Source organism: Rhodopseudomonas palustris (assembly GCF_013415845.1).
GTDB lineage: Bacteria > Pseudomonadota > Alphaproteobacteria > Rhizobiales > Xanthobacteraceae > Rhodopseudomonas > Rhodopseudomonas palustris_F.
This window is the reverse complement of sequence record NZ_CP058907.1, coordinates 3,250,750-3,271,146: the sequence shown is the minus strand read 5'-3', so window position 1 is coordinate 3,271,146 and position 20,397 is coordinate 3,250,750. Positions and strand designations below refer to the sequence as shown.

Genomic DNA, 20,397 nt, shown 5'->3' with positions numbered 1-20,397 from the left:
ACGTGACAATGGCGCAACGCTGCGTTGATTTCAGCGACCAAGGGTCGCGCAGACGCAACAAATCACGCTATTGTCACGTCGGCCGGCGTCCGGCCGATTAGCGAATTCTTGATAGACGGGTGACAGTCTGATTGGCTGAACCTGATCGACGAAAGTGCTTGGGGGATTCGAACTCGGTCGCGGTTCGCGGCCAGACTGATGCGGGGGTCTTTTCTGGTACGGAAATTGCTAACTTTGAACTTGTCTGCCGGGCATGGGCTCGGATCAGGCGATGACCGGAAGAGACCGAACGGCGGACGGAGATAGAAATGAGTAAGGTCGGTACGAGCGACTCCAAGAACACCCTGTACTGCTCGTTCTGCGGAAAGAGCCAGCACGAGGTCCGCAAGCTGATCGCCGGCCCCACGGTATTCATCTGCGATGAATGTGTGGAACTGTGCATGGACATCATTCGCGAGGAGAACAAGTCCTCGCTGGTGAAGTCGCGTGACGGAATCCCGACGCCGAAGGAGATCTGCAAGGTTCTCGATGACTACGTCATCGGTCAGAACCATGCGAAGAAGGTTCTCTCGGTCGCGGTCCACAATCACTACAAGCGGCTGAACCACCAGACCAAGCACAACGACGTCGAACTGGCGAAGTCGAACATCCTGCTGATCGGTCCGACCGGCTCGGGCAAGACGCTGTTGGCGCAGACGCTGGCGCGGATTCTCGACGTGCCGTTCACGATGGCGGATGCGACCACGCTGACCGAAGCCGGCTATGTCGGCGAGGACGTCGAGAACATCATCCTGAAGCTGCTGCAGGCGGCCGACTACAATGTCGAGCGGGCGCAGCGCGGCATCGTGTACATCGACGAAATCGACAAGATCAGTCGCAAGTCGGACAATCCCTCGATCACCCGCGATGTCTCGGGCGAGGGCGTCCAGCAGGCGCTGCTGAAGATCATGGAAGGTACGGTGGCGTCGGTCCCGCCGCAGGGCGGCCGCAAGCATCCGCAGCAGGAATTCCTGCAGGTGGACACCACCAACATCCTGTTCATCTGCGGCGGCGCGTTCGCCGGGCTCGAGAAGATCATCTCGTCGCGCGGCCGGACCACCTCGATCGGCTTTGCGGCGCAGGTGCTCGCGCCGGAAGATCGCCGCACCGGTGAGATCTTCCGCCACGTCGAGCCCGAGGATCTGCTCAAGTACGGCCTGATCCCGGAATTCGTCGGTCGTCTGCCGGTGGTTGCCACCCTGGAAGACCTTGACGAGAACTCGCTGAAGAAGATCCTGACCGATCCGAAGAATGCGCTGGTCAAGCAGTACCAGCGGCTGTTCGAAATGGAGAACGTCGAGCTCACCTTCGCCGACGAAGCGCTTGGTGCGGTCGCCCGTAAGGCGATCGAACGCAAGACCGGCGCCCGTGGCCTGCGGTCGATCCTGGAGAGCATCCTGCTCGAGACCATGTTCGACCTCCCGGGCCTGGAAGGCGTCGAGGAAGTGGTGATCTCGCGCGAAGTGGTCGATGGCACCGCGCGGCCGCTTTACATCTATGCCGACCGCACCGACCGTGCGGCCGAGACCAGCGCCAGCGCCTGACGCGCAGCGCCGACGCGGCGGCCCTCAGGGCCGCTGCCGCAACGATCAGAACGGGCTGCCGCCGCGAGTGGCGGCTCGTCTCTGTGCATCAGCATCCCGCGCCAAAGCCGGACAAAACGTTGCGTTTTCCACGACTTGACACCCCACCGCCGGATAGCCACCTAATTGGTCGGCGATGACAAGCGTTTTCAGGATTCGCCTCAATCATTCCGGAGACCGAGGCCCTGACCGGCCGGAGAAGACCGGACACCTCCGCACCTCGTGACGGCAGCGCCGATGGCGGGCCGAGGGCGAGGGGGCAAAACGAAAGGAACGGGGCCATGACCGCCACCAAACCCAGGCCATCGATCACCTACGGCGAAAGCCACTCCTATCCGGTTCTTCCGCTGCGCGACATCGTCGTGTTTCCGCACATGATCGTGCCGCTGTTCGTCGGTCGCGAGAAGTCGATCCGCGCCCTCGAAGAGGTGATGAAGAACGACGCGCTGATCATGCTGGCGACGCAGAAGAACGCGTCCGATGACGATCCGGCTCCCGATGCGATCTATGAGATCGGCACGCTGGCGAGCGTTCTGCAGCTGCTGAAATTGCCCGACGGCACCGTGAAGGTGCTGGTCGAAGGCCTCGCGCGCGCCAAGGTCGACAAGTACACCGATCGCGCCGATTACTACGAGGCCGACGCCGTCGCGCTCGAAGACAGCGATGCCACCTCGGTGGAAGCCGAGGCACTGGGCCGCTCGGTCGTGTCCGACTTCGAGAGCTATGTGAAGCTCAACAAGAAGATCTCGGCCGAAGTCGTCGGCGTGGTGCAGTCGATCACCGACTTCGCCAAGCTCGCCGACACCGTCGCCTCGCATCTCGCCGTCAAGATCGCCGACCGCCAGGGCATCCTGGAGACGCTGTCGGTGACGCAGCGGCTGGAGAAGGTGCTCGGCCTGATGGAGAGCGAGATCTCGGTCTTGCAGGTCGAGAAGCGCATCCGCTCGCGCGTCAAGCGCCAGATGGAGAAGACCCAGCGCGAGTACTATCTCAACGAGCAGATGAAGGCGATCCAGAAGGAGCTCGGCGACGAAGACGGCCGGGACGAACTCGCCGAACTCGAAGAGAAGATCGCCAAGACCAAGCTCTCCAAGGAAGCGCGGGAGAAGGCGCAGCACGAGCTGAAGAAGCTGCGCCAGATGTCGCCGATGTCCGCGGAAGCGACCGTCGTGCGCAACTATCTCGACTGGCTGCTGTCGATCCCGTGGAACAAGAAGTCCAAGGTGAAGAAGGATCTGGAAGCGGCTCAGGCCGTGCTGGATTCCGATCACTACGGGCTCGAGAAGGTCAAGGAGCGGATCGTCGAGTATCTCGCGGTGCAGTCGCGCGCCAACAAGCTGTCGGGGCCGATCCTCTGCCTCGTCGGCCCGCCCGGCGTCGGCAAGACCTCGCTCGGCAAGTCGATCGCCAAGGCCACCGGACGCGAGTTCGTCCGCGTGTCGCTCGGTGGTGTGCGTGACGAAGCCGAGATTCGCGGCCACCGCCGCACTTACATCGGCTCGATGCCCGGCAAGATCATCCAGTCGATGCGGAAGGCGAAGACTTCGAATCCGCTGTTCCTGCTCGATGAGATCGACAAGATGGGCGCCGATTTCCGCGGCGATCCGTCATCGGCTCTGCTCGAGGTGCTCGACCCCGAGCAGAACGGCACCTTCAACGACCACTATCTCGAGGTGGACTACGATCTGTCCAACGTGATGTTCATCACCACGGCGAACACCCTGAACATTCCGGGGCCGCTGATGGATCGTATGGAGATCATCCGGATCGCCGGCTACACCGAGACCGAGAAGGTCGAGATCGCACGCAAGCACCTGATCCCGCTGGCGCTGACCAAGCACGGCCTGGAGCCGAAGGAGTGGTCGATCGACGACGACGCGTTGTTGCTCGTCATCCGCCGCTACACCCGCGAGGCCGGCGTCCGCAACCTCGAGCGCGAGATCTCTACCCTCGCGCGGAAGGTGGTGAAGGACCTGATGCTGTCGAAGAAGAAGTCGGTCCATATCGACGAGAAGCAGATCGAGGAATATCTCGGCGTGCCGAAGTTCCGCTTCGGCGAAATCGAGAAGGACGATCAGGTCGGTGTGGTCACGGGTCTGGCGTGGACCGATGTCGGCGGCGAGCTGCTGACGATCGAAAGCGTGATGATGCCGGGCAAGGGCCGGATGACGGTCACCGGCAACCTGCGCGACGTCATGAAGGAATCGATCCAGGCGGCGGCGTCCTACGTCCGCAGCCGCGCGATCACCTTCGGCATCGAGCCGCCGTTCTTCGAGAAGCGCGACATCCACGTCCACGTGCCGGAGGGGGCGACCCCGAAGGACGGCCCGTCGGCCGGCGTGGCGATGGCGACTACCATCGTGTCGGTGCTGACCGGCATCCCGATCCGCCGCGATATCGCCATGACCGGCGAGATCACGCTGCGTGGCCGGGTGCTGCCGATCGGCGGCCTCAAGGAGAAGCTGCTCGCCGCGGCCCGCGGCGGCATCAAGACGGTGCTGATCCCGGAAGATAATGCCAAGGACCTCACCGAGATCTCCGACGCGATCAAGGGTGGTTTGAACATCATCCCGGTGGCGCGGATGGACGAGGTGATCGCCAACGCGCTGACCCGCGCGCCGGTGCCGATCGTCTGGGAAGAGGAAACCAAGCTGCCCGGCACTCCGGACAGCGCCGAAGCCGACGAAGCCGGCGGCGGCCTGACCGCCCACTAAGGCGGCGAGCGACACACAACCAACTCAGCGGCGCCCGAAAGGGCGCCGTTTGCGTTTTGGGGAGCTGAGAGTCGGGTAGATCGGATCAACAAGAAGATGCTTGAGATGTGCCAGACCGGCTACAACGCCAGCTCCTGGCGGGTTTGAAGCGTGGTCTGGGTCAAAGCGGTGGGGAAGATCATGGAAACTGCTACATGAGCGCCGCCTCGTCCCGCGGTGAGCTTGTCCTCTATCGCACTGAGGATGGCCGCGACGCGATCCAGCTTCGCGTGGTCGACGGCACCGTCTGGCTCACTCAGGCCGAGATCGCGGCGCTGTTCGAGACCACCTCGCAGAACGTCAACCAGCATCTCGGAACCATTTTCGACGATAGAGAGCTCGACGAAGCGGCAACTTGTAAGGATTTCTTACAAGTTCAGCAGGAAGGGGCTCGTTCGGTCCGTCGCACGCTCAAGATCTACAATCTCGACGCCATCCTGGCCGTCGGCTATCGCGTTCGCAGTCCGCGTGGCAGTCAGTTCCGGCGCTGGGCGAGCACGGTATTACGGGAATACCTGACCAAGGGCTTCGTCCTTGACGACGCCCGGCTTAAGGAGCCGGGTGGTCTCGACTACTTCGACGAACTGCTGCTCCGCATCCGGGATATTCGGGCGTCAGAGAAGCGATTTTACCAGAAGGTCCGCGACCTCTTCGCCGCCACCAGCGTCGACTATGACGGCTGCGCCGACACCGCCAAGGCATTCTTCGCCACGATCCAGAACAAGCTTGTATTCGCAGTTACCGGGCAGACGGCGGCTGAGTTGATCGTCGCTCGCGCCGACCCGGAAAGGCCGAACATGGCTTTGACCAGTTGGGTGGGCGAGCGCGTGCGAAAGACCGACGTCACAATTTCGAAGAACTATCTCACGACGGAGGAGATCGATTCCCTCAACCGTCTCACGACGATGTTCCTCGACTTTGCTGAAGACCGAGCCTCGCGCAGACAAGAGACGCGAATGGCCGATTGGATCACGCAGACCGACCGCTTTCTATCCTTCAACGAGCGTGAGGTGCTTCAGGGCAAGGGACGAATGTCGCATGAGCGGATGACGGAGATCGCACATGCACGGTTCGATGCCTTCGATGCCGACCGCCGCGCTGCGGAGGCGATCGCGGCCGAACGCGAAGCTGCCGAAGATCTGGTGAAGCTCGAAGCAGAAGCGCGCCGCCTCACGCAGAGGAAGCCGGAAACCTGAGTAGCTGCTCTACATCGCTCGCTTCACGGTCATCCCAGCGGTCAACGAGACGAGGGCTCGCTTGCACGTCACGCTTGCCACAGCGCAGATCTAAGGCGCTCGCTAACGTCACACACTCGCCGGCGCCCTTCGGGGCGCCGTTTGCGTTTCGGCGTCGGCGTTACCGATCAGGCGCGCCAGGGCGTCCTCGGGCAGCGCCGGGCTAAACAGGTAGCCTTGCATCTGCTGGCAGCCGAGGTGGCGCAGCAGGTCGCGCTGGGCGGCGGTCTCGACGCCTTCGGCGAGCGTGGTCTTGTTGCCGGCGGCGGCGATCTGCACGATGGCGCGGACGATGGTGGCCGATCCGGCTTCCTCGGTGAGGGTGTCGACGAAGCTCTTGTCGATCTTGATCTTGTCGATCGGGAAACGGTGCAGATAGCTGAGCGACGAATAGCCGGTGCCGAAATCGTCGAGCGCGATTTTGACGCCGAGGTCGCGGAGTTGATTGAGGATCGCGAGTGTCGACTCGTTGTCCTGCAGTAGCAGCGCCTCGGTGATCTCGAGCTCCAGACGGTGCGCGGCGAGCCCGGTGCGGGCCAGCGCCGCGGCGACCTTGAGCGGGAACGTGGCGCGCCGGAATTGGATCGGCGACACGTTGACTGCGACCGTCATCGACGCCGGCCAGCCGACCGCGACACGGCAGGCCTGGTCCAGCACCCATTCGCCGAGGTCTTCGATCAGCCCAATGTCTTCGGCCAGCGGAATGAACTCGGCTGGCGAGACGAAGCCGCGAACCGGATGCTGCCAGCGCAGCAGCGCTTCGCAGCCGGCGATCGTGCCGGAATTCAGATCGACCAGCGGCTGGAAGTGCAGTCGGAAATCGTGCTCGGTCACCGCGCGCTTCAGCTCGGTCGCGAGCTCGTGCCTGGCCTTCGCCTTGACGTCCATCTCCGGCATGAAGAACCGATAGGTGCGGCGACCTTCGGCTTTCGCCGCGTATAGCGCGAGGTCCGCCTTCGCGATCAGGTCGTCCACTTCGCAGCTGTGGTCCGGCGCCAGCGCGATGCCGATGCTGGCATCCGGCGAGAGCACCTGACCGGCGCAATCGATGCTGTCGCGCAGGGTGGCTTGCAGCTTCGCGACGAACTCGCGGATGTCGGAGGCGTCGGCCATCACCACGGCGAATTCATCGCCGCCGAGCCGGGCGACGTAGTCGTCCGGGCCGACGCAATTCCGCAGGCGGTCGGCGAGAGCCTGGAGCAACTGATCGCCGACCGGATGGCCGAGGGTGTCGTTGACGATCTTGAACTCGTCGATGTCGATATAGAGCAGAGCGAGCTGGTCGCCGGGCTCGATCAGGTTCAGAGCCTCGCCGAGGTGCTTGCGGAACGACGAGCGGTTCGGCAGGCCGGTGAGGTCGTCGTAATGGGCGAGGTGGTGGATGCGGGAGTCGGAGCGCTTGCGCTCGGTGATCTCTTCGTCGGTGGTGACCCAGCCGCCGCCCGGGATCGGCTCGCGGGTGATCAGGATGGTCCGGCCGTCGGGGAATTCGACCTCGAACGCACTGCGGGCACCGGCGTGCTTCAGCGCGAAGGCCCGATAGGATTCGAGCAGATGTGGATCGTGGCCGGCCTGCTGCAGCTGCCGCACGATTTCGAAGGTGCGCATGCCAGGCTTCAGCGCGCCGGCGGGCAGGCCGTATAAATCGAGATAGCGCTGGTTGAACAGCAACAGCCGTCCCGTGGAGTCGAACAGCGACAGACCCTGCGCCATGTTGTCGACGGCGATGCTGTAGCGCTTCCGCAAATCGGTTTCCTGCCGGAGGATCTGGCGGCCGAGCTGAAACAGCACCACGGCGACGGCGAGCGCCGAGGCGCATGCGACTGCCACCATCACCCACAGCTCGCGCCACCAGCTCGACAGCACGCCGTTGACCGAGCGCGACACCACGACGAATACCGGCTGCTTGGTCAGCATCCGCGCCGCCGCCAGCCGCTCGCGACCGTCGAACGGGCTGTTGACCCGCCTGGTGATGCTCGGCTGCAGGAATAGCGGCTTGAGTTCTGAGTCGAGAAAGTTCTGCCCATTTGCTTGGGTGAAGCGTGGCCATCGCGTCACCAGCGTGCCGCCGCTGGTGAAGATCGCGATCGAGGCGTCTTCGCCGAGCACGATCGAAGACGCGAGGTTCTCGTACCAGGTGTTCGGGATCGTCCTGGTCAGGACGCCCGTCGTCGCGCGCGTCGGGCCGCGCAGGCGCTTGATCAGCGTCAGCGTCAGGCCGCCGAGCACCGGATCGCGGATGAATTCGGCCTCGGCTTCGTCGCGCTCGTAGTCGGCCATCCAGCGTTTGAAATTCGGATGCGCGCCGATCTCCACGTTCGGCAGCGGCCAGCCGCGCGAGGAGTTGATCAGCGCGCCGCTGGTGTCGAACAGGTCGAAGTCGCCGAGCTCGCCGGCTTTCAGCGCCAGCAGCGTGTGGGTCGACAGCGCCTTGGCGAGCGGGAAAGTCTGCTCGAGCGAGGAGGCGGTGTCGCTCTGATCGGCATTCAGGGTGTCGAAGGTGCGGTCGAACTGGCGGGCAAGCAGCAACGCGGTGTTGCCGAGTTCGCGCCCGGCGTTGCGCAGGACGCGCTCACGGCCGTCGGCGATCATCCAGGCGGTGACGATCGAGATCGCGGCGATCAGCAGCACGCCGATCCCGACGATCCATCGCACTGACGCGTTTCCCGGTCCCCGCAGCAGGCTACGCGCCCGTGCGTTCCACCCAACCCTTGCCATTGACTACCCCAGCCGGCGTCTTGATCTCCTCCCTCACTACCGTGGGTAGATGGATATCTCGTTAGTACATTTACCTGCACTTTCGCCGCTCAAGAGCATGCAGCGCAGTCGGAAAGGCTGCTGTCGGTACTATGTTGGGTGGGCAATGGTGCGTTGTGGTACCAAGCTCCGGGGCGGCCCCTTCGGGCGGCTCATGACGTTCGGAGATCATTCACCAGCGGAGGACAATTTCCTCCGCCTCACCGCGCGTCGGGCCTCTCCTGGAATGACCGCGCACAGAGCTGGTGGGCGGCAGACGCCGGGATCCTAGGGCAGGGGTGCGAGAACCATGGTGGGCGGCGAGAGATTCGAACTCCCGACCCTCTCGGTGTAAACGAGATGCTCTAACCAGCTGAGCTAGCCGCCCGCCGCGCCTATCTACCGCGGGGGCCATGGTCTGTGCAAGGCAGGCTGGACCGGCGCAGGGCCGATCCCATCTTTGCAGCCATCTCGGCAGCCTTATCCCTCGGCCGGAGAGGCGGCGGCTTCACGCCGCGTCCCCAGCCGCTGCAGCACGGCGAAGAACGCCGGCACGAACAGCACCGCCAGCCCCGTGGAGGCCAGCATACCGGCCACCACGGCGATGCCGAGCGAGACGCGGGCGCCGGCACCGGCGCCGGTCGCGAGCGCCAGCGGCAGCATGCCGAAGATGAAGGCGAACGAGGTCATCAGGATCGGGCGGAACCGGAGCCGCGCGGCCTCCACTGCGGCCTCGGCGATCGGCATGCCTTCCACACATTTCTCGCGCGCATATTCGACGATCAGAATTGCGTTCTTCGCCGCCAGTGCGATCAGCAGCACGATGCCGATTTGCGTATAGAGATCGTTCGGCAGGCCCGACCATTCCAGCGCCGCGACGGTGCCGAGCAGGGTCAGCGGCACGGCGAGGATCACCGCCAGCGGCTGCAGCCAGCTTTCGTATTGTCCGGCGAGCACGAAATACACCAGCAGCAGCGCGACCGCGAACACGTAGTAGATCTGATCGCCGACCACCTGCTCCTGATACGACATCCCGGTCCAGGCCGTGCCCATCGACGAGGGCAGCGACTTGGCGGCGACTTCGCTCATCAGCGACATCGCTTCACCGGAGCTGAAGCCGGCCGCCGGGCTGCCGACCAGCGTTGCGGCCGGGTACAGATTGTACAGCGTGATCAGCGGCGGGCCGACCTCGTCGGTCAGGTACGCGACCGCGCCGACCGGCACCATCTGGCCGTTGCTGCCTTTCACCTTCAGCTTCAACACGTCGTCTGGCCGCAGCCGGAACGGCGCGTCGGCCTGGACGTAGACCTGGAACACGTTGTTGAACTTGGTGAACTGGTTGACGTAGGTCGAGCCGAGATAGCTTTCGACGGCCGAGAACACCTGGCCGACGGTGACGCCGAGCGTCTCCGCCTTCATGCGGTCCACCACCAAACGGAGCTGCTTGACGTTGCCCTTGAAGGTCGAGGCCGCGTGGGTGATGCCGCTCTGGGTCGAGGCGTTGGCGGCGAGCTGTTCGGTGGCGTTCTGCAGCGCCAGGAAGTCCGAACTGCCGTTCTTCATCTCCACCATCATGGTGAAGCCGCCGGTGTTGCCGATGCCCTGGATCGGCGGCGGCATCAGCACCAGCGCGGTTGCGGTGTCGAGCTGCCCGAGCGCAGCGCGCACCTTGGCGGCGATCGCGTCGATGCTGAGATCCTTGGTCTTGCGCTGATCCCAGTCGTGCAGCACCACGTACAGCATGCCGGCGTTGTACATCGTGGCGTTGTTGTCGAGCGGCGAGACGCCGGAGACGCCGATCACGCTTTCGACGCCCGGAGTCTTGCGCACCAGCTCGACCGCCTTGGCGACCGCAGCGTCGCTGCGCCCGGCGGAAGCCGCATCCGGCAGCTTCAGGCTGATGATGAAATAGCCCTGATCTTCCGAGGGCAGGAAGGCCGTCGGCACCCGCGACACGCCATAGAACGCGACCCCGACCAGAACCAGGCCGACGATCGTGGTCAGGATGCTGAACGCGACCAGGCGGCGGATCAGCGCCGCATACACGGCCTCGCAGCGCGCATATACCGCATTGAAGATGCGATAGACGATGCCGCGCTGCTCCGGCGGCACCGGCGCGCGCAGCCACAGCGCGCATTGCGTCGGCTTCAGCGTCACCGCGTTAACAGCCGAGATCAGTGCGGTGGCGGCGATCACCAGCGCGAACTGCTGATACATCTTGCCGGTGAGGCCGGGCAGGGCGGCGGCCGGCAGGAAAACCGCCATCAGCACCAGCGTAATGCCGATGATCGGGCCGAACAGCTCCGACATCGCCTTGACCGCGGCCTCTCGGCTCGACATCCCGCCGGCGGTGTGCCGGGACACGCCTTCGACGATGACGATGGCGTCGTCGACCACGATGCCGATTGCCAGCACCAGCGCGAACAGGCTGGTGGTGTTGACCGTGAAGCCCATCGCCGACATCGCCGCGAACGCGCCGATGATCGTCACCGGCACGGTGGTGGCGGGGACCAGCATCGCTCGCCAGTCCTGCAGGAACATCAGGATCACCACCAGCACCAGCACGGCGGCGATGATCAGCGTTTCGTACACCTCGTCGACCGAGGCGGTGATGAACTTGGTGCTGTCGAACGACACCTTGTAGTCGAGACCGGCCGGAAACGAGCCCGCCATCTCCTTCATCTTGGCGTTCACCGCCTCTGCCACCGACAGCGCGTTGGCGCCGGTGAGCAGCGAAATTGCGATCGCAGCCGAGGGCTTGCCGTCGAGCGTTGCGTTCTGGCCGTAAGACGACGCGCCCAGCTCGACGCGGCCGATGTCGCCGATCCGCACCAGCTGGCCGCCGCCCTGGTCGACCGCCTTGACCACGATCTTTTCGAAATCGGTGGCTTCGTTGAAGCGGCCGACGACGTCGAGCGCGTACTGGAAATTCACGATCGACGGTGCCGGCGGGCCGCCGACCAGGCCGGCGGTGACCTGGTTGCTCTGCTGCTGCACGGCGCTGATCACGTCGCTCGGCGTCAGGCCATAGCTTTGCAGCTTGTCCGGATCGAGCCAGATCCGCATCGCGTAGGAGCCGGAGCCGAGCACCGACACGTCGCCGACGCCGGGCAGCCGCGCCAGCTCGTTCTGGATGTTGATCTTGGCGTAGTTGGCGAGAAACAGGTTGTCATAGCGGCCGTCGGACGAAACCAAGCTGACGAATTGCAGGATCGCGGTCGACTTCTTCTTGATGTTGAGACCTTGAGTCGAGACCGAAGTCGGCAATTGCGCGCTGGCCAGCGACACCCGGTTCTGCACCAGCACCTGCGCCATGTTCGGATCGGTGCCGATGTCGAAGGTGACGACCAGATTGTAGCTGCCGTCGCTGGCGCTGGTCGATTGCATATAAATCATGCCCTCGACGCCGTTGACCTGCTGCTCGATCGGCAGCGCCACCGAATCCATCACGGTGCGCGCGCTGGCGCCCGGATAGGTCGCGGAGACCGACACCGTCGGCGGCACCACGTCAGGATATTGCGACACCGGCAGCCGCATCAGCGCCAGGGCGCCGAGCAGGACGATCAGGAAGGCGAGGGTGTTGGACAACACCGGCCGTTCGATGAAGAAGCGCGAGAACATGGGCAACGCCTCGTGAGGGCCGGTGGGCTCAGGGTTTCGCGGTGCCGGATTGGGCTCCAGGGCTCAGCGCGGCGGGCGCCGGGGTCGGCGCGGTCGGGGCGGCCGCCATCGTCCCGGCGACCGGCGTCACGGTGTTGCCGGCAATGGCGCGCTGGATCGCGCCGATCACCACACGGTCGTCAGCCTTCAATCCGCTGGTGACGACCCGAAGCTGACCTTCCTGCGGCCCGAGCGTGACCTGGCGCTGCTCGACGACGTCGCCGGCGCCAACCACCATCACGTAGCTGCCGGTCTGGTTGGACATCACCGCGGTGTCGTTGATCAGCAGCGCGTCGTCGAGCTGGCCGACCGCGACCCGGACCCGGACGAACAGGCCCGGCACCAGCGCCACGTCCTTGTTCGGCAGCGTCCCGCGGAGCTGCAGCGTGCCGGTCGACGGATCGACCTGCGGCGCGATGTAGTCGATCTTGCCGGCGTATTGGAACGAGGTGTCGGACGCTAGCGCGACTTGGATCGGCATTTCCAGGCGTTCCTCGCGCATGTCCTTCAGCGTCTTGCCGCGCTTGGCGAGCGCGTCGCGCAGATTGATCTGCTGCTGCTCGGTGATGTTGAAATACACGTAGAGCGGATCGACCTGCAGGATGGTGGCGAGCTTGGTCGGGCCGGCCGAGCCGACCAGGGTGCCGACGTTCACAAGGCGGCGGGTCACCACGCCGTCGAACGGTGCCGTCACCGTGGTGTAGCCCAGCGAGGTCTTGGCCAGCGCCAGCGATGCCTGGGCGGCGGCGACCTGGGCGTTGGCGGCTGCCAGATTGGTCTGGGCGTCGTCGACATTGCGCTGCGAGGCGACATCCCTCTGCCCGAGGATCGTCTGTCGATCGGCTTCACGCTGGGCGTTCGCCTGCTTGGCCTTGGCGCCGTCGAGCTGGGCCTGCTGCAGATCGACCTGGGCTTGGTACTGCGCCTTCTCGATCTTGAACAGCTCACGGTCCTTCTTGACCGCCTCACCGTCGAGATAGTCGACGCTTTCGAGAAACCCCTGCACCCGTGCTTCGAGATCGACCGACGCGACTGGCGAGGTGTTACCGGTGAATTCCGCATACAGCGTCACCGGCGCTTGGGTCGGCTTGGCGACGGTGACCTTGGCTGGTGGTGGCGCAGCGTATTTGTTCTGCTCCTTGCAGCCGGTCAGGATGATGGGAGCGCCTGCGATCAGCGCGACAATTCCGATCCTTCGTGCAGACGCCAAAGATGCCAAGCGGGCGCAAATCATCCGAATGTCTCCGTGTCGTCCGCGCGGGCAGCACCGCACGGCACGGGAACTCAGAGCTGATTCCAGGATCGCGGTCCAACGATTGAGACAAAACCGCGGCGGCGATGCGCGCCATCGTGCTGTGTGGCCGCGCGCCGCGATGCACTCGTTACGCCTGCTCTTCGAAGATCGTTGCCAGATGCACGATGGTCTCGACCGCCTTCTCCATGTCCTGGCGGCTGACCCATTCCAGACGGGAGTGGAAGGCGTGCTCGCCGGCGAACACGTTGGGGCAGGGCAGGCCCATGAACGACAGCCGCGCGCCATCGGTGCCGCCGCGGATCGCGGCGGTGACCGGCGTGAGGCCGGCACGGCGGATGGCTTCACGGGCGTTCTCGACCAGCTCGGGATGGCGGTCGAGCACCTGCTTCATGTTGCGATATTGCGGCTGGATCTCGATCTTGGCGCGCGAGCGCGGATAATCCAGCATCACCTCTTCGACGATGCTCTGCAGCAGCGTTTCCTTGTCCCTCAGTCCGGCTTCTGTGAAATCCCGGACGATGAAGCTGACGCTGGCCTTTTCCAGCGTGCCGGTGATTCCGATCGGATGCAGGAAGCCTTCGCGTCCTTCGGTGGTCTCCGGCGAGCAGCCGGTTTTGGGCAGCCGCTCGATGATCGCCGCAGCGATCTTGATGGCATGCTCGATCTTGCCCTTGGCGAATCCCGGATGGGCGCTGACGCCCTCGATGGTGATCACCGCGCTGTCGGCCGAGAACGTCTCATCCTCGATATGCCCGGCGCTTTCGCCGTCCATGGTGTAGGCGAAATCGGCGCCGAGCTTGGTGAGGTCGACCTTGTCGACACCGCGGCCGATCTCTTCGTCCGGGGTGAACAGGATCTTGAGCGTGCCATGCTTGATCTCGGGGTGCGCCAGCAGAAACCGCGCCGCATCCATGATCTCGGCGACGCCGGCTTTGTTGTCGGCGCCGAGCAGGGTGGTGCCGTCGCTGGTGACGATGTCGTGGCTGATCTGATTCGACAGCGCCGGGTGCTCGGCGCGCCGAATCATCTGCGACTTATCACCCGGCAGGACGATGTCGCCGCCCTGATAGTCCTTCCAGACCTGCGGTTTGACGCCAGCTCCTGAACAATCGGGCGAGGTGTCCATGTGGGCACAGAAGCAGATTACCGGAACGTTCTGTTTCTCGGTGGTCGCGGGAATCGTCGCGTAGACGTAGCCGTGCTGGTCGAGATGCGCGTCGGCGAGGCCCAATTCGCGCAGCTCCTGCGCCAGCAGCGCGCCGAGGTCCTTCTGCTTTTCTGTGGACGGGCAGGATTCGGAATGCGGGTCCGATTGGGTGTCGATGGTGACGTAGCGGAGAAAACGCTCCAACACGGTGAAGTCGAAGTTAATCGCGGTCACGTCCGAACTCCCTTGCAGGCTCGCAGCGCCCAAACTCGGGACCATGCGCTTCGGGCACGCGGCATTGCTGTTGATATCCGGTCCTGACCTGCCGCGCGACCCGCTGGGACGCGTGCTGCGTTGCCAAAAAGAAACGGCAGGCGGGGCGGATGCCCAAGCCTGCCGTTCTTCAATCTGAACTGGAGTTCTAATCCCGACCGAGTCAGGACCCGCATTCCAGCGCCTTCCTGCGACGAGCGTTTTTCACGCGACCCCCGACAACCGAGTCGGCCGTTGAAAAACGCTCTGGAAGCAGAATCAGATCGCTTCCTTGAGTTCCTTGGCGGCGCGGAACGCCACCTTCTTGGAGGCCTTGATCTGGATCTGCTCGCCGGTGGCCGGGTTGCGGCCCATGCGGGCGGCGCGCTTGCGAACCTGGAGGATGCCGAGGCCGACGATGCGAATGCGCTCGCCCTTCTTCAGGTGCTTGGTGATGCGGGTCACCATGTCGCCCAAAATGGCTTCGGTCTGCTTCTTCGACAGCTCGTGCTCTTCCGCGAGCGCCGCTGCGAGATGCTTCAGGGTCACCGTCGCCGGCGTCGCGGATTTGGCAACTGCTTTCTTCGCCATATAGCCCTCCTGCTGTGTGTGGCGGCTTAGAAACTAAGACGTAGCAGGGCTTAGACGATTCGGGTGGGCGCTGCCTACGTCGTTTCCCCCGTAAACAGCGCATTATTTGCATTGGCGTGTCGAAAAATGCCGACATTAAAGGATAAATGCGGAGGTTGTGCACGAGAATGGGAATCTCTGCCTCAAGCCGCTTGACTTGGGTCTGCGGTCCCTTTAATTCGACCGCCACGCGCGGTTGACGCAAAACCACGCGGGAGTAGCTCAGTTGGTTAGAGCGCCGGCCTGTCACGCCGGAGGTCGCGGGTTCGAGCCCCGTCTCTCGCGCCACTTCGCCCAAGGGCGTATGGCGCTGCCGCAAGCTTCCCCGAACATCTTCAAGCTTCATACAGTTCGCCAGTTCGCACGTAATCGGCTTTGCCGGGTGCGCAGCGCCGCTGCAGCTTCGCGCGCTTCGTCGATGGATTGGGCGGCAGGGGCCTTTCCAGCTGCGCTGACCTTATCGAGTGGTCTGGCGCGCCGCCGTCTCGAAGGATGAGAAGACGGCCGGCGCGTGGGGCGGGGCGGTGCTTCGCGTGGCCTCATGACGTGGTGCCTGTTGCGAGCGTCGCAGAGCGCCGACGCTGTTTCCCTCGCAACACGCTCCAGGCAGCGGCCGATTCCGATCGAGGCAGGTGAGGGCGCTTGCGCTTGATTGCAGGCACGAGTCGCGAGTGCTTGCTGTTTGCATCTATCAGCTATGCAAAAGGCCGCCAAAGTGGCGGCCCTCTCAATCCTCTGTTACCGCTGATGCGCGGTTGGAGAAGCGTCGCTATCTCACCGTCGAGCGGCCAGAGTCGGTTACCGTCATCTGTTTGGTCGCCTTGATCACCTGCGCCGTCTGGCTGTCAGCGGCGGTGGTTCGGGCTGTGATCCCAAGAGCCGCTACGCTAATACCTGCAACGAGAGCCACCACCACGATCTTCAGGTGGGTCGCACGATCCGCTGAATGCAAAGAGTGGTTCATCGCTGCCTCCCCGCGGCGCTTGTTGTTGCCGCGTCGACAAACGGACGATAGCCTTGCGTGTGTTTCAGGAAAGTTTCGCCGGTTCCGAAAATGGTTTCGTGCGGTGGCTGTATGGTTTCTGAGTGGTTGATAGCTTTGGTTGTGAATGATGACTCACGAATTCGTGCTGGTAGGCCTGGAAAGCATGCCGACCACCTCGGTCTTGCCACAGCTTGGCTTGCGCCCCCTGTTGCACTGCGCTAAGCGGTAGAACAATTCAAATGCGAACGAGTCTGCGGCAACGCAACAGGCCGCGGGGTTAGGGAACGGGTGATGAGCGGCATTCTGTCTAACTACCTGCCAATCGTCGTTTTTATCATCGTTGCGGCTGGTTTGAGCTTCGTTTTGCTGGTCGCGCCGTTCGCGGTGGCGTATCAGCAACCGGACCCGGAAAAGCTCTCCGCCTATGAATGCGGATTCAATGCTTTCAGCGATGCCCGCATGAAATTCGACGTCAGATTCTACCTTGTCGCCATTCTGTTCATCATCTTCGACCTCGAAGTCGCATTCCTGTTTCCGTGGGCGGTGGCCTTCGGCAAGCTCGGTGCGACCGGCTTCTGGTCGATGATGGTATTCCTTGGCGTCCTGACCGTCGGCTTCGCCTACGAATGGAAGAAGGGCGCTCTGGAATGGGATTGAGGCCTGAGACGATGCAGCCGACGCCGTCGCAACATCCGGTCGGCGCGCAGCCGCTGATCGCGCGGCCCGCTACCGGCATCATCGACCCCAACACCGGCAGGCCGGTCGGGGCGGATGATCCGTTCTTTCTCAACGTCAACCGCGAACTGTCCGACAAAGGCTTCTTCGTCGCTGCGACCGATGACCTGATCACCTGGGCGCGCACCGGCTCACTGATGTGGATGACCTTCGGTCTCGCCTGCTGCGCCGTCGAGATGATGCAGCTGTCGATGCCGCGCTACGACGCCGAGCGTTTCGGCTTCGCGCCGCGTGCGTCGCCGCGTCAGTCCGACGTGATGATCGTCGCCGGCACGCTGACCAACAAGATGGCCCCGGCGCTGCGCAAGGTTTACGACCAGATGCCGGAGCCGCGCTACGTGATCTCGATGGGATCGTGTGCCAACGGCGGCGGCTACTACCACTATTCGTATTCCGTGGTGCGCGGCTGCGACCGCATCGTTCCGATCGACATCTATGTGCCCGGCTGTCCGCCCACCGCCGAAGCGCTGCTGTACGGCGTGATGCTGCTGCAGAAGAAAATCCGGCGGACCGGCACTATCGAACGCTGAAGAAGGCTGTTTCATGGACGACAACGGGCTCGACACCCTGGGTCAGACGATCGTCGGCGCCTTGCCGGGCATCGCGACCGGTCACTCGGTCGGATTCGGCCAGCTCACGCTGACGGTCGATGCCGGCAAAATCGTGGAGGTGATGCGGCTGCTGCGCGACGATCCGCGCTTCCGCTTCATCAGCTTCATCGACATGACCGCGGTCGACTATCCCGGCCGCGCGGAACGGTTCGAGATCGTCTATCACCTGCTTTCGCCCAAGCTGAACGAGCGGGTGCGGGTGAAGGCCGAGGTCGGCGAGACCACGCTGGTGCCGTCGATCATCGAGGTGTTTCCCGGTGCCGACTGGTTCGAGCGCGAAGCCTACGACCTCTACGGCATCGTCATCACCGGTCATCCCGATATGCGCCGGCTGCTGACTGATTATGGTTTCGATGGTCATCCGCTGCGCAAGGATTTTCCGCTGACCGGTTTCGTCGAGGTTCGCTACGACGACGACCAGAAGCGGGTGATCTACGAGCCGGTGCGGCTCAATCAGGAGTTCCGTAAGTTCGACTTCCTATCGCCCTGGGAAGGGGCTGACTATCCGGTCCTTCCCGGAGACGAGAAGGCGGGAGTGAAGTCGTGATCCGGTTCGCTGTTCGTAATTCGCTACTCGCTTTGATGCGGAGCCCGCTCCATGGCTGACGCTGCTGCTCCCGACGCTGCCAGCGTCCGCAACTTCACCATCAATTTCGGTCCGCAGCATCCGGCGGCACACGGCGTGCTCCGGCTGGTGCTGGAGCTCGACGGCGAGGTGGTCGAACGGGTCGATCCGCATATCGGCCTCCTGCATCGCGGCACCGAGAAGCTGATCGAGCAGAAGACCTATCTGCAGGCGATTCCGTATTTCGATCGGCTCGATTACGTCGCGCCGATGAACCAGGAACACGCCTTCTGCCTGGCGGTGGAAAAGCTGCTCGGGATCGCGGTGCCGCGCCGCGCCCAACTGATCCGCGTGCTGTATGCCGAGATCGGCCGCATCCTGTCGCATCTGCTCAACGTCACCACGCAGGCGATGGACGTCGGTGCGCTGACCCCGCCGCTGTGGGGCTTCGAAGAGCGCGAAAAGCTGATGATGTTCTACGAGCGCGCCTCCGGCAGCCGGATGCACGCCGCGTATTTCCGCGTCGGCGGTGTGCATCAGGATCTGCCGCCGAAGCTTGTCGACGACATCGACGCCTGGTGTGACGCATTCCCGGCGGTGGTGAACGATCTCGACCGTCTGCTCAGCGACAACCGCATCTTCAAGCAACGTAACGTCGATATCGGCGTGGTGACGCTCGATCAGGCGTGGTCCTGGGGCTTCTCCGGCGTGATGGTGCGCGGCTCCGGCGCGGCCTGGGACCTGCGCAAGTCGCAGCCCTACGAATGCTACGCCGAGCTCGATTTCGAAGTTCCGATCGGTAAGAACGGCGACTGTTACGACCGATACCACATCCGCATGGAAGAGATGCGGCAGTCGGTTCGGATCATGAAGCAGTGCATTGCCAAGCTGCGGGCGCCGGACGGGCAGGGGCCGGTTGTGGTCGACGACCACAAGATCTTCCCGCCGCGCCGCGGCGAGATGAAGCGCTCGATGGAAGCGCTGATCCATCACTTCAAGCTGTACACCGAGGGCTTCCACGTCCCGGCCGGCGAAGTCTATGTCGCGGTCGAGGCGCCGAAGGGCGAGTTCGGCGTGTACCTGGTGTCCGACGGCAGCAACAAGCCTTACAAGTGCAAGATCCGTGCGCCTGGCTTCGCCCATCTGCAGGCGATGGACTTCCTCAGCCGCGGCCATCTGCTCGCCGACGTCTCGGCGATCCTCGGTTCGCTCGACATCGTGTTCGGAGAGGTCGATCGGTGAACGTGCCCGAGCCCATCCAGTTTGACCGCGCCACCGGCGCTCTCGAGGGCGCCGGTGCCCTCGAGCGCGCTGCGGCGTGCGCGCTGGTGATGGGCGCGCGGGTGTCGTCGACGTTCTCGTATCGCGGCTACAACGCGGCGGCGAATTTGATGCGCAAGGCGCTGCCGGAGCGCGACATCGCGATCAAGCTCAATCCCGACGCGACCTTCGTGTTTCCCTACGGCGACGGCTATTGGAGCAAGCTGCTGCAGCGCGATTATGATTACGAGATCGAGCTGGACCTGCTGTTCCGCGACGCCGCCGACGTTGACTACACGCTGATCGATTGCGGCGCGAATTACGGCTACTGGTCGGTCCTGGTATCGAGCGCGCCCTTCGGTGCGCATCGCACCCTGGCGATCGAGCCGTCGAGCCAGAACTTCGCCCGCCTGACGCATAATGCGAGGGTCAACGGCAACCGGTTCTCGGTGATGAAGTGCGCGGTCGGCGCCGCGCGCGGCACCGCCAAGCTGTCGGGCACCAAGCACGAAGCGTTCAGCATCGCCGGCAAGCCCGGCGTCGACGGCGAGGACGTGCCGGTGATCCGTCTCGACGATCTGATCGATGACGGCCATCTGCCGCTTGGCGGCAAGTACATCGTCAAGCTCGACGTCGAGGGTGTCGAGATCGACGCGATCCGCGGCGGCGAGCGGCTGCTCGCCGAAGACACTGCGATCCTGTGCGAAGAGCACGGCAGCGACCGCGATCACAAGGTGTCGCGCTACATCCTCGAACACACCCCGCTGAAGCTGGTCGTGTACGACCCGCAAAGCAATCGCTACGAGGCCGTGGTCGATCTCGGCATTCTCGACCGGATCAAGGTCGCGTCGAATGTCGGCTACAACGTCGTCGGAACCGCAAGCGCGTTCTGGCAGGCCCGGATCCAACACCTGAATGCGAGCGTGGCGCAGCGCTCGGCGAGAAACTGAG

General features: G+C 63.8%; 14 protein-coding genes and 2 tRNA genes. 9 read left to right on the top strand and 7 right to left on the bottom strand.

The annotated features are described in order from the left end of the window. Positions 1-308 precede the first annotated feature (308 nt). From clpX to HZF03_RS14940, 3 genes are all read left to right on the top strand, one after another. Entirely contained in the window at positions 309-1,583 is a 1,275-nt protein-coding gene (clpX, locus tag HZF03_RS14950) for an ATP-dependent Clp protease ATP-binding subunit ClpX (protein WP_011158509.1), read from the top strand. 320 nt (positions 1,584-1,903) lie between these two features. Beyond that, positions 1,904-4,336: an endopeptidase La gene (gene lon / locus HZF03_RS14945; RefSeq protein WP_012496384.1), complete on the top strand. Its 2,433-nt coding sequence runs from the start codon at positions 1,904-1,906 to the stop codon at positions 4,334-4,336. A 194-nt stretch (positions 4,337-4,530) separates the two neighbouring features. Continuing rightward, complete coding sequence (locus HZF03_RS14940; protein WP_011158507.1) at positions 4,531-5,571, top strand: virulence RhuM family protein; 1,041 nt, start codon at positions 4,531-4,533, stop codon at positions 5,569-5,571. Between the two features lie 108 nt (positions 5,572-5,679). Here the strand turns inward: HZF03_RS14940 and HZF03_RS14935 are convergent, their stop codons facing one another. The 6 genes from HZF03_RS14935 to HZF03_RS14910 form a co-directional block, all read right to left on the bottom strand. After that, the gene (locus tag HZF03_RS14935) at positions 5,680-8,265 is read right to left on the bottom strand and encodes a bifunctional diguanylate cyclase/phosphodiesterase (protein ID WP_234832243.1); all 2,586 of its coding nucleotides are present in this window, start codon (positions 8,263-8,265) and stop codon (positions 5,680-5,682) included. Positions 8,266-8,657: 392 nt separating this feature from the next. Then, positions 8,658-8,734, bottom strand: a tRNA-Val gene (locus HZF03_RS14930). Positions 8,735-8,826: 92 nt separating this feature from the next. Beyond that, positions 8,827-11,967 (bottom strand): efflux RND transporter permease subunit, encoded by a 3,141-nt coding sequence (locus tag HZF03_RS14925; protein WP_119018674.1) that lies wholly within the window; start codon positions 11,965-11,967, stop codon positions 8,827-8,829. Positions 11,968-11,995: 28 nt separating this feature from the next. Further along, positions 11,996-13,240, bottom strand: coding sequence for an efflux RND transporter periplasmic adaptor subunit (locus HZF03_RS14920; protein WP_011158504.1), 1,245 nt, complete (start codon positions 13,238-13,240; stop codon positions 11,996-11,998). Between the two features lie 148 nt (positions 13,241-13,388). Further along, complete coding sequence (gene pepT / locus HZF03_RS14915) at positions 13,389-14,687, bottom strand: peptidase T (protein ID WP_420853819.1); 1,299 nt, start codon at positions 14,685-14,687, stop codon at positions 13,389-13,391. Between the two features lie 252 nt (positions 14,688-14,939). After that, the gene (locus HZF03_RS14910; RefSeq protein WP_011158502.1) at positions 14,940-15,251 is read right to left on the bottom strand and encodes an HU family DNA-binding protein; all 312 of its coding nucleotides are present in this window, start codon (positions 15,249-15,251) and stop codon (positions 14,940-14,942) included. 250 nt (positions 15,252-15,501) lie between these two features. Here HZF03_RS14910 and HZF03_RS14905 point away from each other — a divergent pair. Then, positions 15,502-15,578 (top strand) — tRNA-Asp (locus tag HZF03_RS14905). A gap of 481 nt (positions 15,579-16,059) precedes the next feature. Here HZF03_RS14905 and HZF03_RS14900 read toward each other — a convergent pair. After that, positions 16,060-16,254 (bottom strand): hypothetical protein, encoded by a 195-nt coding sequence (locus HZF03_RS14900; RefSeq protein ID WP_012496379.1) that lies wholly within the window; start codon positions 16,252-16,254, stop codon positions 16,060-16,062. 312 nt (positions 16,255-16,566) lie between these two features. On the opposite strand from HZF03_RS14900, the gene HZF03_RS14895 reads away from it, so the two are divergent. The 5 genes from HZF03_RS14895 to HZF03_RS14875 are packed head-to-tail and all read left to right on the top strand — an operon-like array spanning position 16,567 to position 20,396. Continuing rightward, the gene (locus tag HZF03_RS14895) at positions 16,567-16,932 is read left to right on the top strand and encodes an NADH-quinone oxidoreductase subunit A (RefSeq protein ID WP_011158501.1); all 366 of its coding nucleotides are present in this window, start codon (positions 16,567-16,569) and stop codon (positions 16,930-16,932) included. Continuing rightward, positions 16,923-17,540: a NuoB/complex I 20 kDa subunit family protein gene (locus HZF03_RS14890; RefSeq protein WP_375164813.1), complete on the top strand. Its 618-nt coding sequence runs from the start codon at positions 16,923-16,925 to the stop codon at positions 17,538-17,540. The genes HZF03_RS14895 and HZF03_RS14890 overlap by 10 nt, the downstream gene beginning before the upstream one ends. Positions 17,541-17,553: 13 nt before the next feature. Then, positions 17,554-18,168 carry an NADH-quinone oxidoreductase subunit C gene (locus tag HZF03_RS14885; protein WP_011158499.1) on the top strand — a complete coding sequence of 205 codons (615 nt, stop codon included), beginning with the start codon at positions 17,554-17,556 and terminating at the stop codon, positions 18,166-18,168. A 51-nt stretch (positions 18,169-18,219) separates the two neighbouring features. Beyond that, the gene (locus HZF03_RS14880; protein ID WP_012496378.1) at positions 18,220-19,428 is read left to right on the top strand and encodes an NADH-quinone oxidoreductase subunit D; all 1,209 of its coding nucleotides are present in this window, start codon (positions 18,220-18,222) and stop codon (positions 19,426-19,428) included. Then, a complete protein-coding gene (locus tag HZF03_RS14875) occupies positions 19,425-20,396 on the top strand; it encodes an FkbM family methyltransferase (RefSeq protein ID WP_119018672.1) in 972 nt (323 codons plus the stop codon). Before HZF03_RS14880 ends, HZF03_RS14875 begins: the two co-directional genes overlap by 4 nt. Position 20,397: the final 1 nt, after the last annotated feature.

What these genes read in the sequence shown, in the direction of transcription:
- clpX (WP_011158509.1), top strand. Translation starts at nt 309, where the DNA reads ATGAGTAAGGTCGGTACGAGCGACTCCAAGAACACCCTGTACTGCTCG.
- lon (WP_012496384.1), top strand. Translation starts at nt 1,904, where the DNA reads ATGACCGCCACCAAACCCAGGCCATCGATCACCTACGGCGAAAGCCAC.
- HZF03_RS14940 (WP_011158507.1), top strand. Translation starts at nt 4,531, where the DNA reads ATGAGCGCCGCCTCGTCCCGCGGTGAGCTTGTCCTCTATCGCACTGAG.
- HZF03_RS14925 (WP_119018674.1), bottom strand. Translation starts at nt 11,967, where the DNA reads ATGTTCTCGCGCTTCTTCATCGAACGGCCGGTGTTGTCCAACACCCTC.
- HZF03_RS14920 (WP_011158504.1), bottom strand. Translation starts at nt 13,240, where the DNA reads ATGATTTGCGCCCGCTTGGCATCTTTGGCGTCTGCACGAAGGATCGGA.
- pepT (WP_420853819.1), bottom strand. Translation starts at nt 14,687, where the DNA reads ATGGTCCCGAGTTTGGGCGCTGCGAGCCTGCAAGGGAGTTCGGACGTG.
- HZF03_RS14910 (WP_011158502.1), bottom strand. Translation starts at nt 15,251, where the DNA reads ATGGCGAAGAAAGCAGTTGCCAAATCCGCGACGCCGGCGACGGTGACC.
- HZF03_RS14900 (WP_012496379.1), bottom strand. Translation starts at nt 16,254, where the DNA reads ATGAACCACTCTTTGCATTCAGCGGATCGTGCGACCCACCTGAAGATC.
- HZF03_RS14895 (WP_011158501.1), top strand. Translation starts at nt 16,567, where the DNA reads ATGAGCGGCATTCTGTCTAACTACCTGCCAATCGTCGTTTTTATCATC.
- HZF03_RS14890 (WP_375164813.1), top strand. Translation starts at nt 16,923, where the DNA reads ATGGGATTGAGGCCTGAGACGATGCAGCCGACGCCGTCGCAACATCCG.
- HZF03_RS14885 (WP_011158499.1), top strand. Translation starts at nt 17,554, where the DNA reads ATGGACGACAACGGGCTCGACACCCTGGGTCAGACGATCGTCGGCGCC.
- HZF03_RS14880 (WP_012496378.1), top strand. Translation starts at nt 18,220, where the DNA reads ATGGCTGACGCTGCTGCTCCCGACGCTGCCAGCGTCCGCAACTTCACC.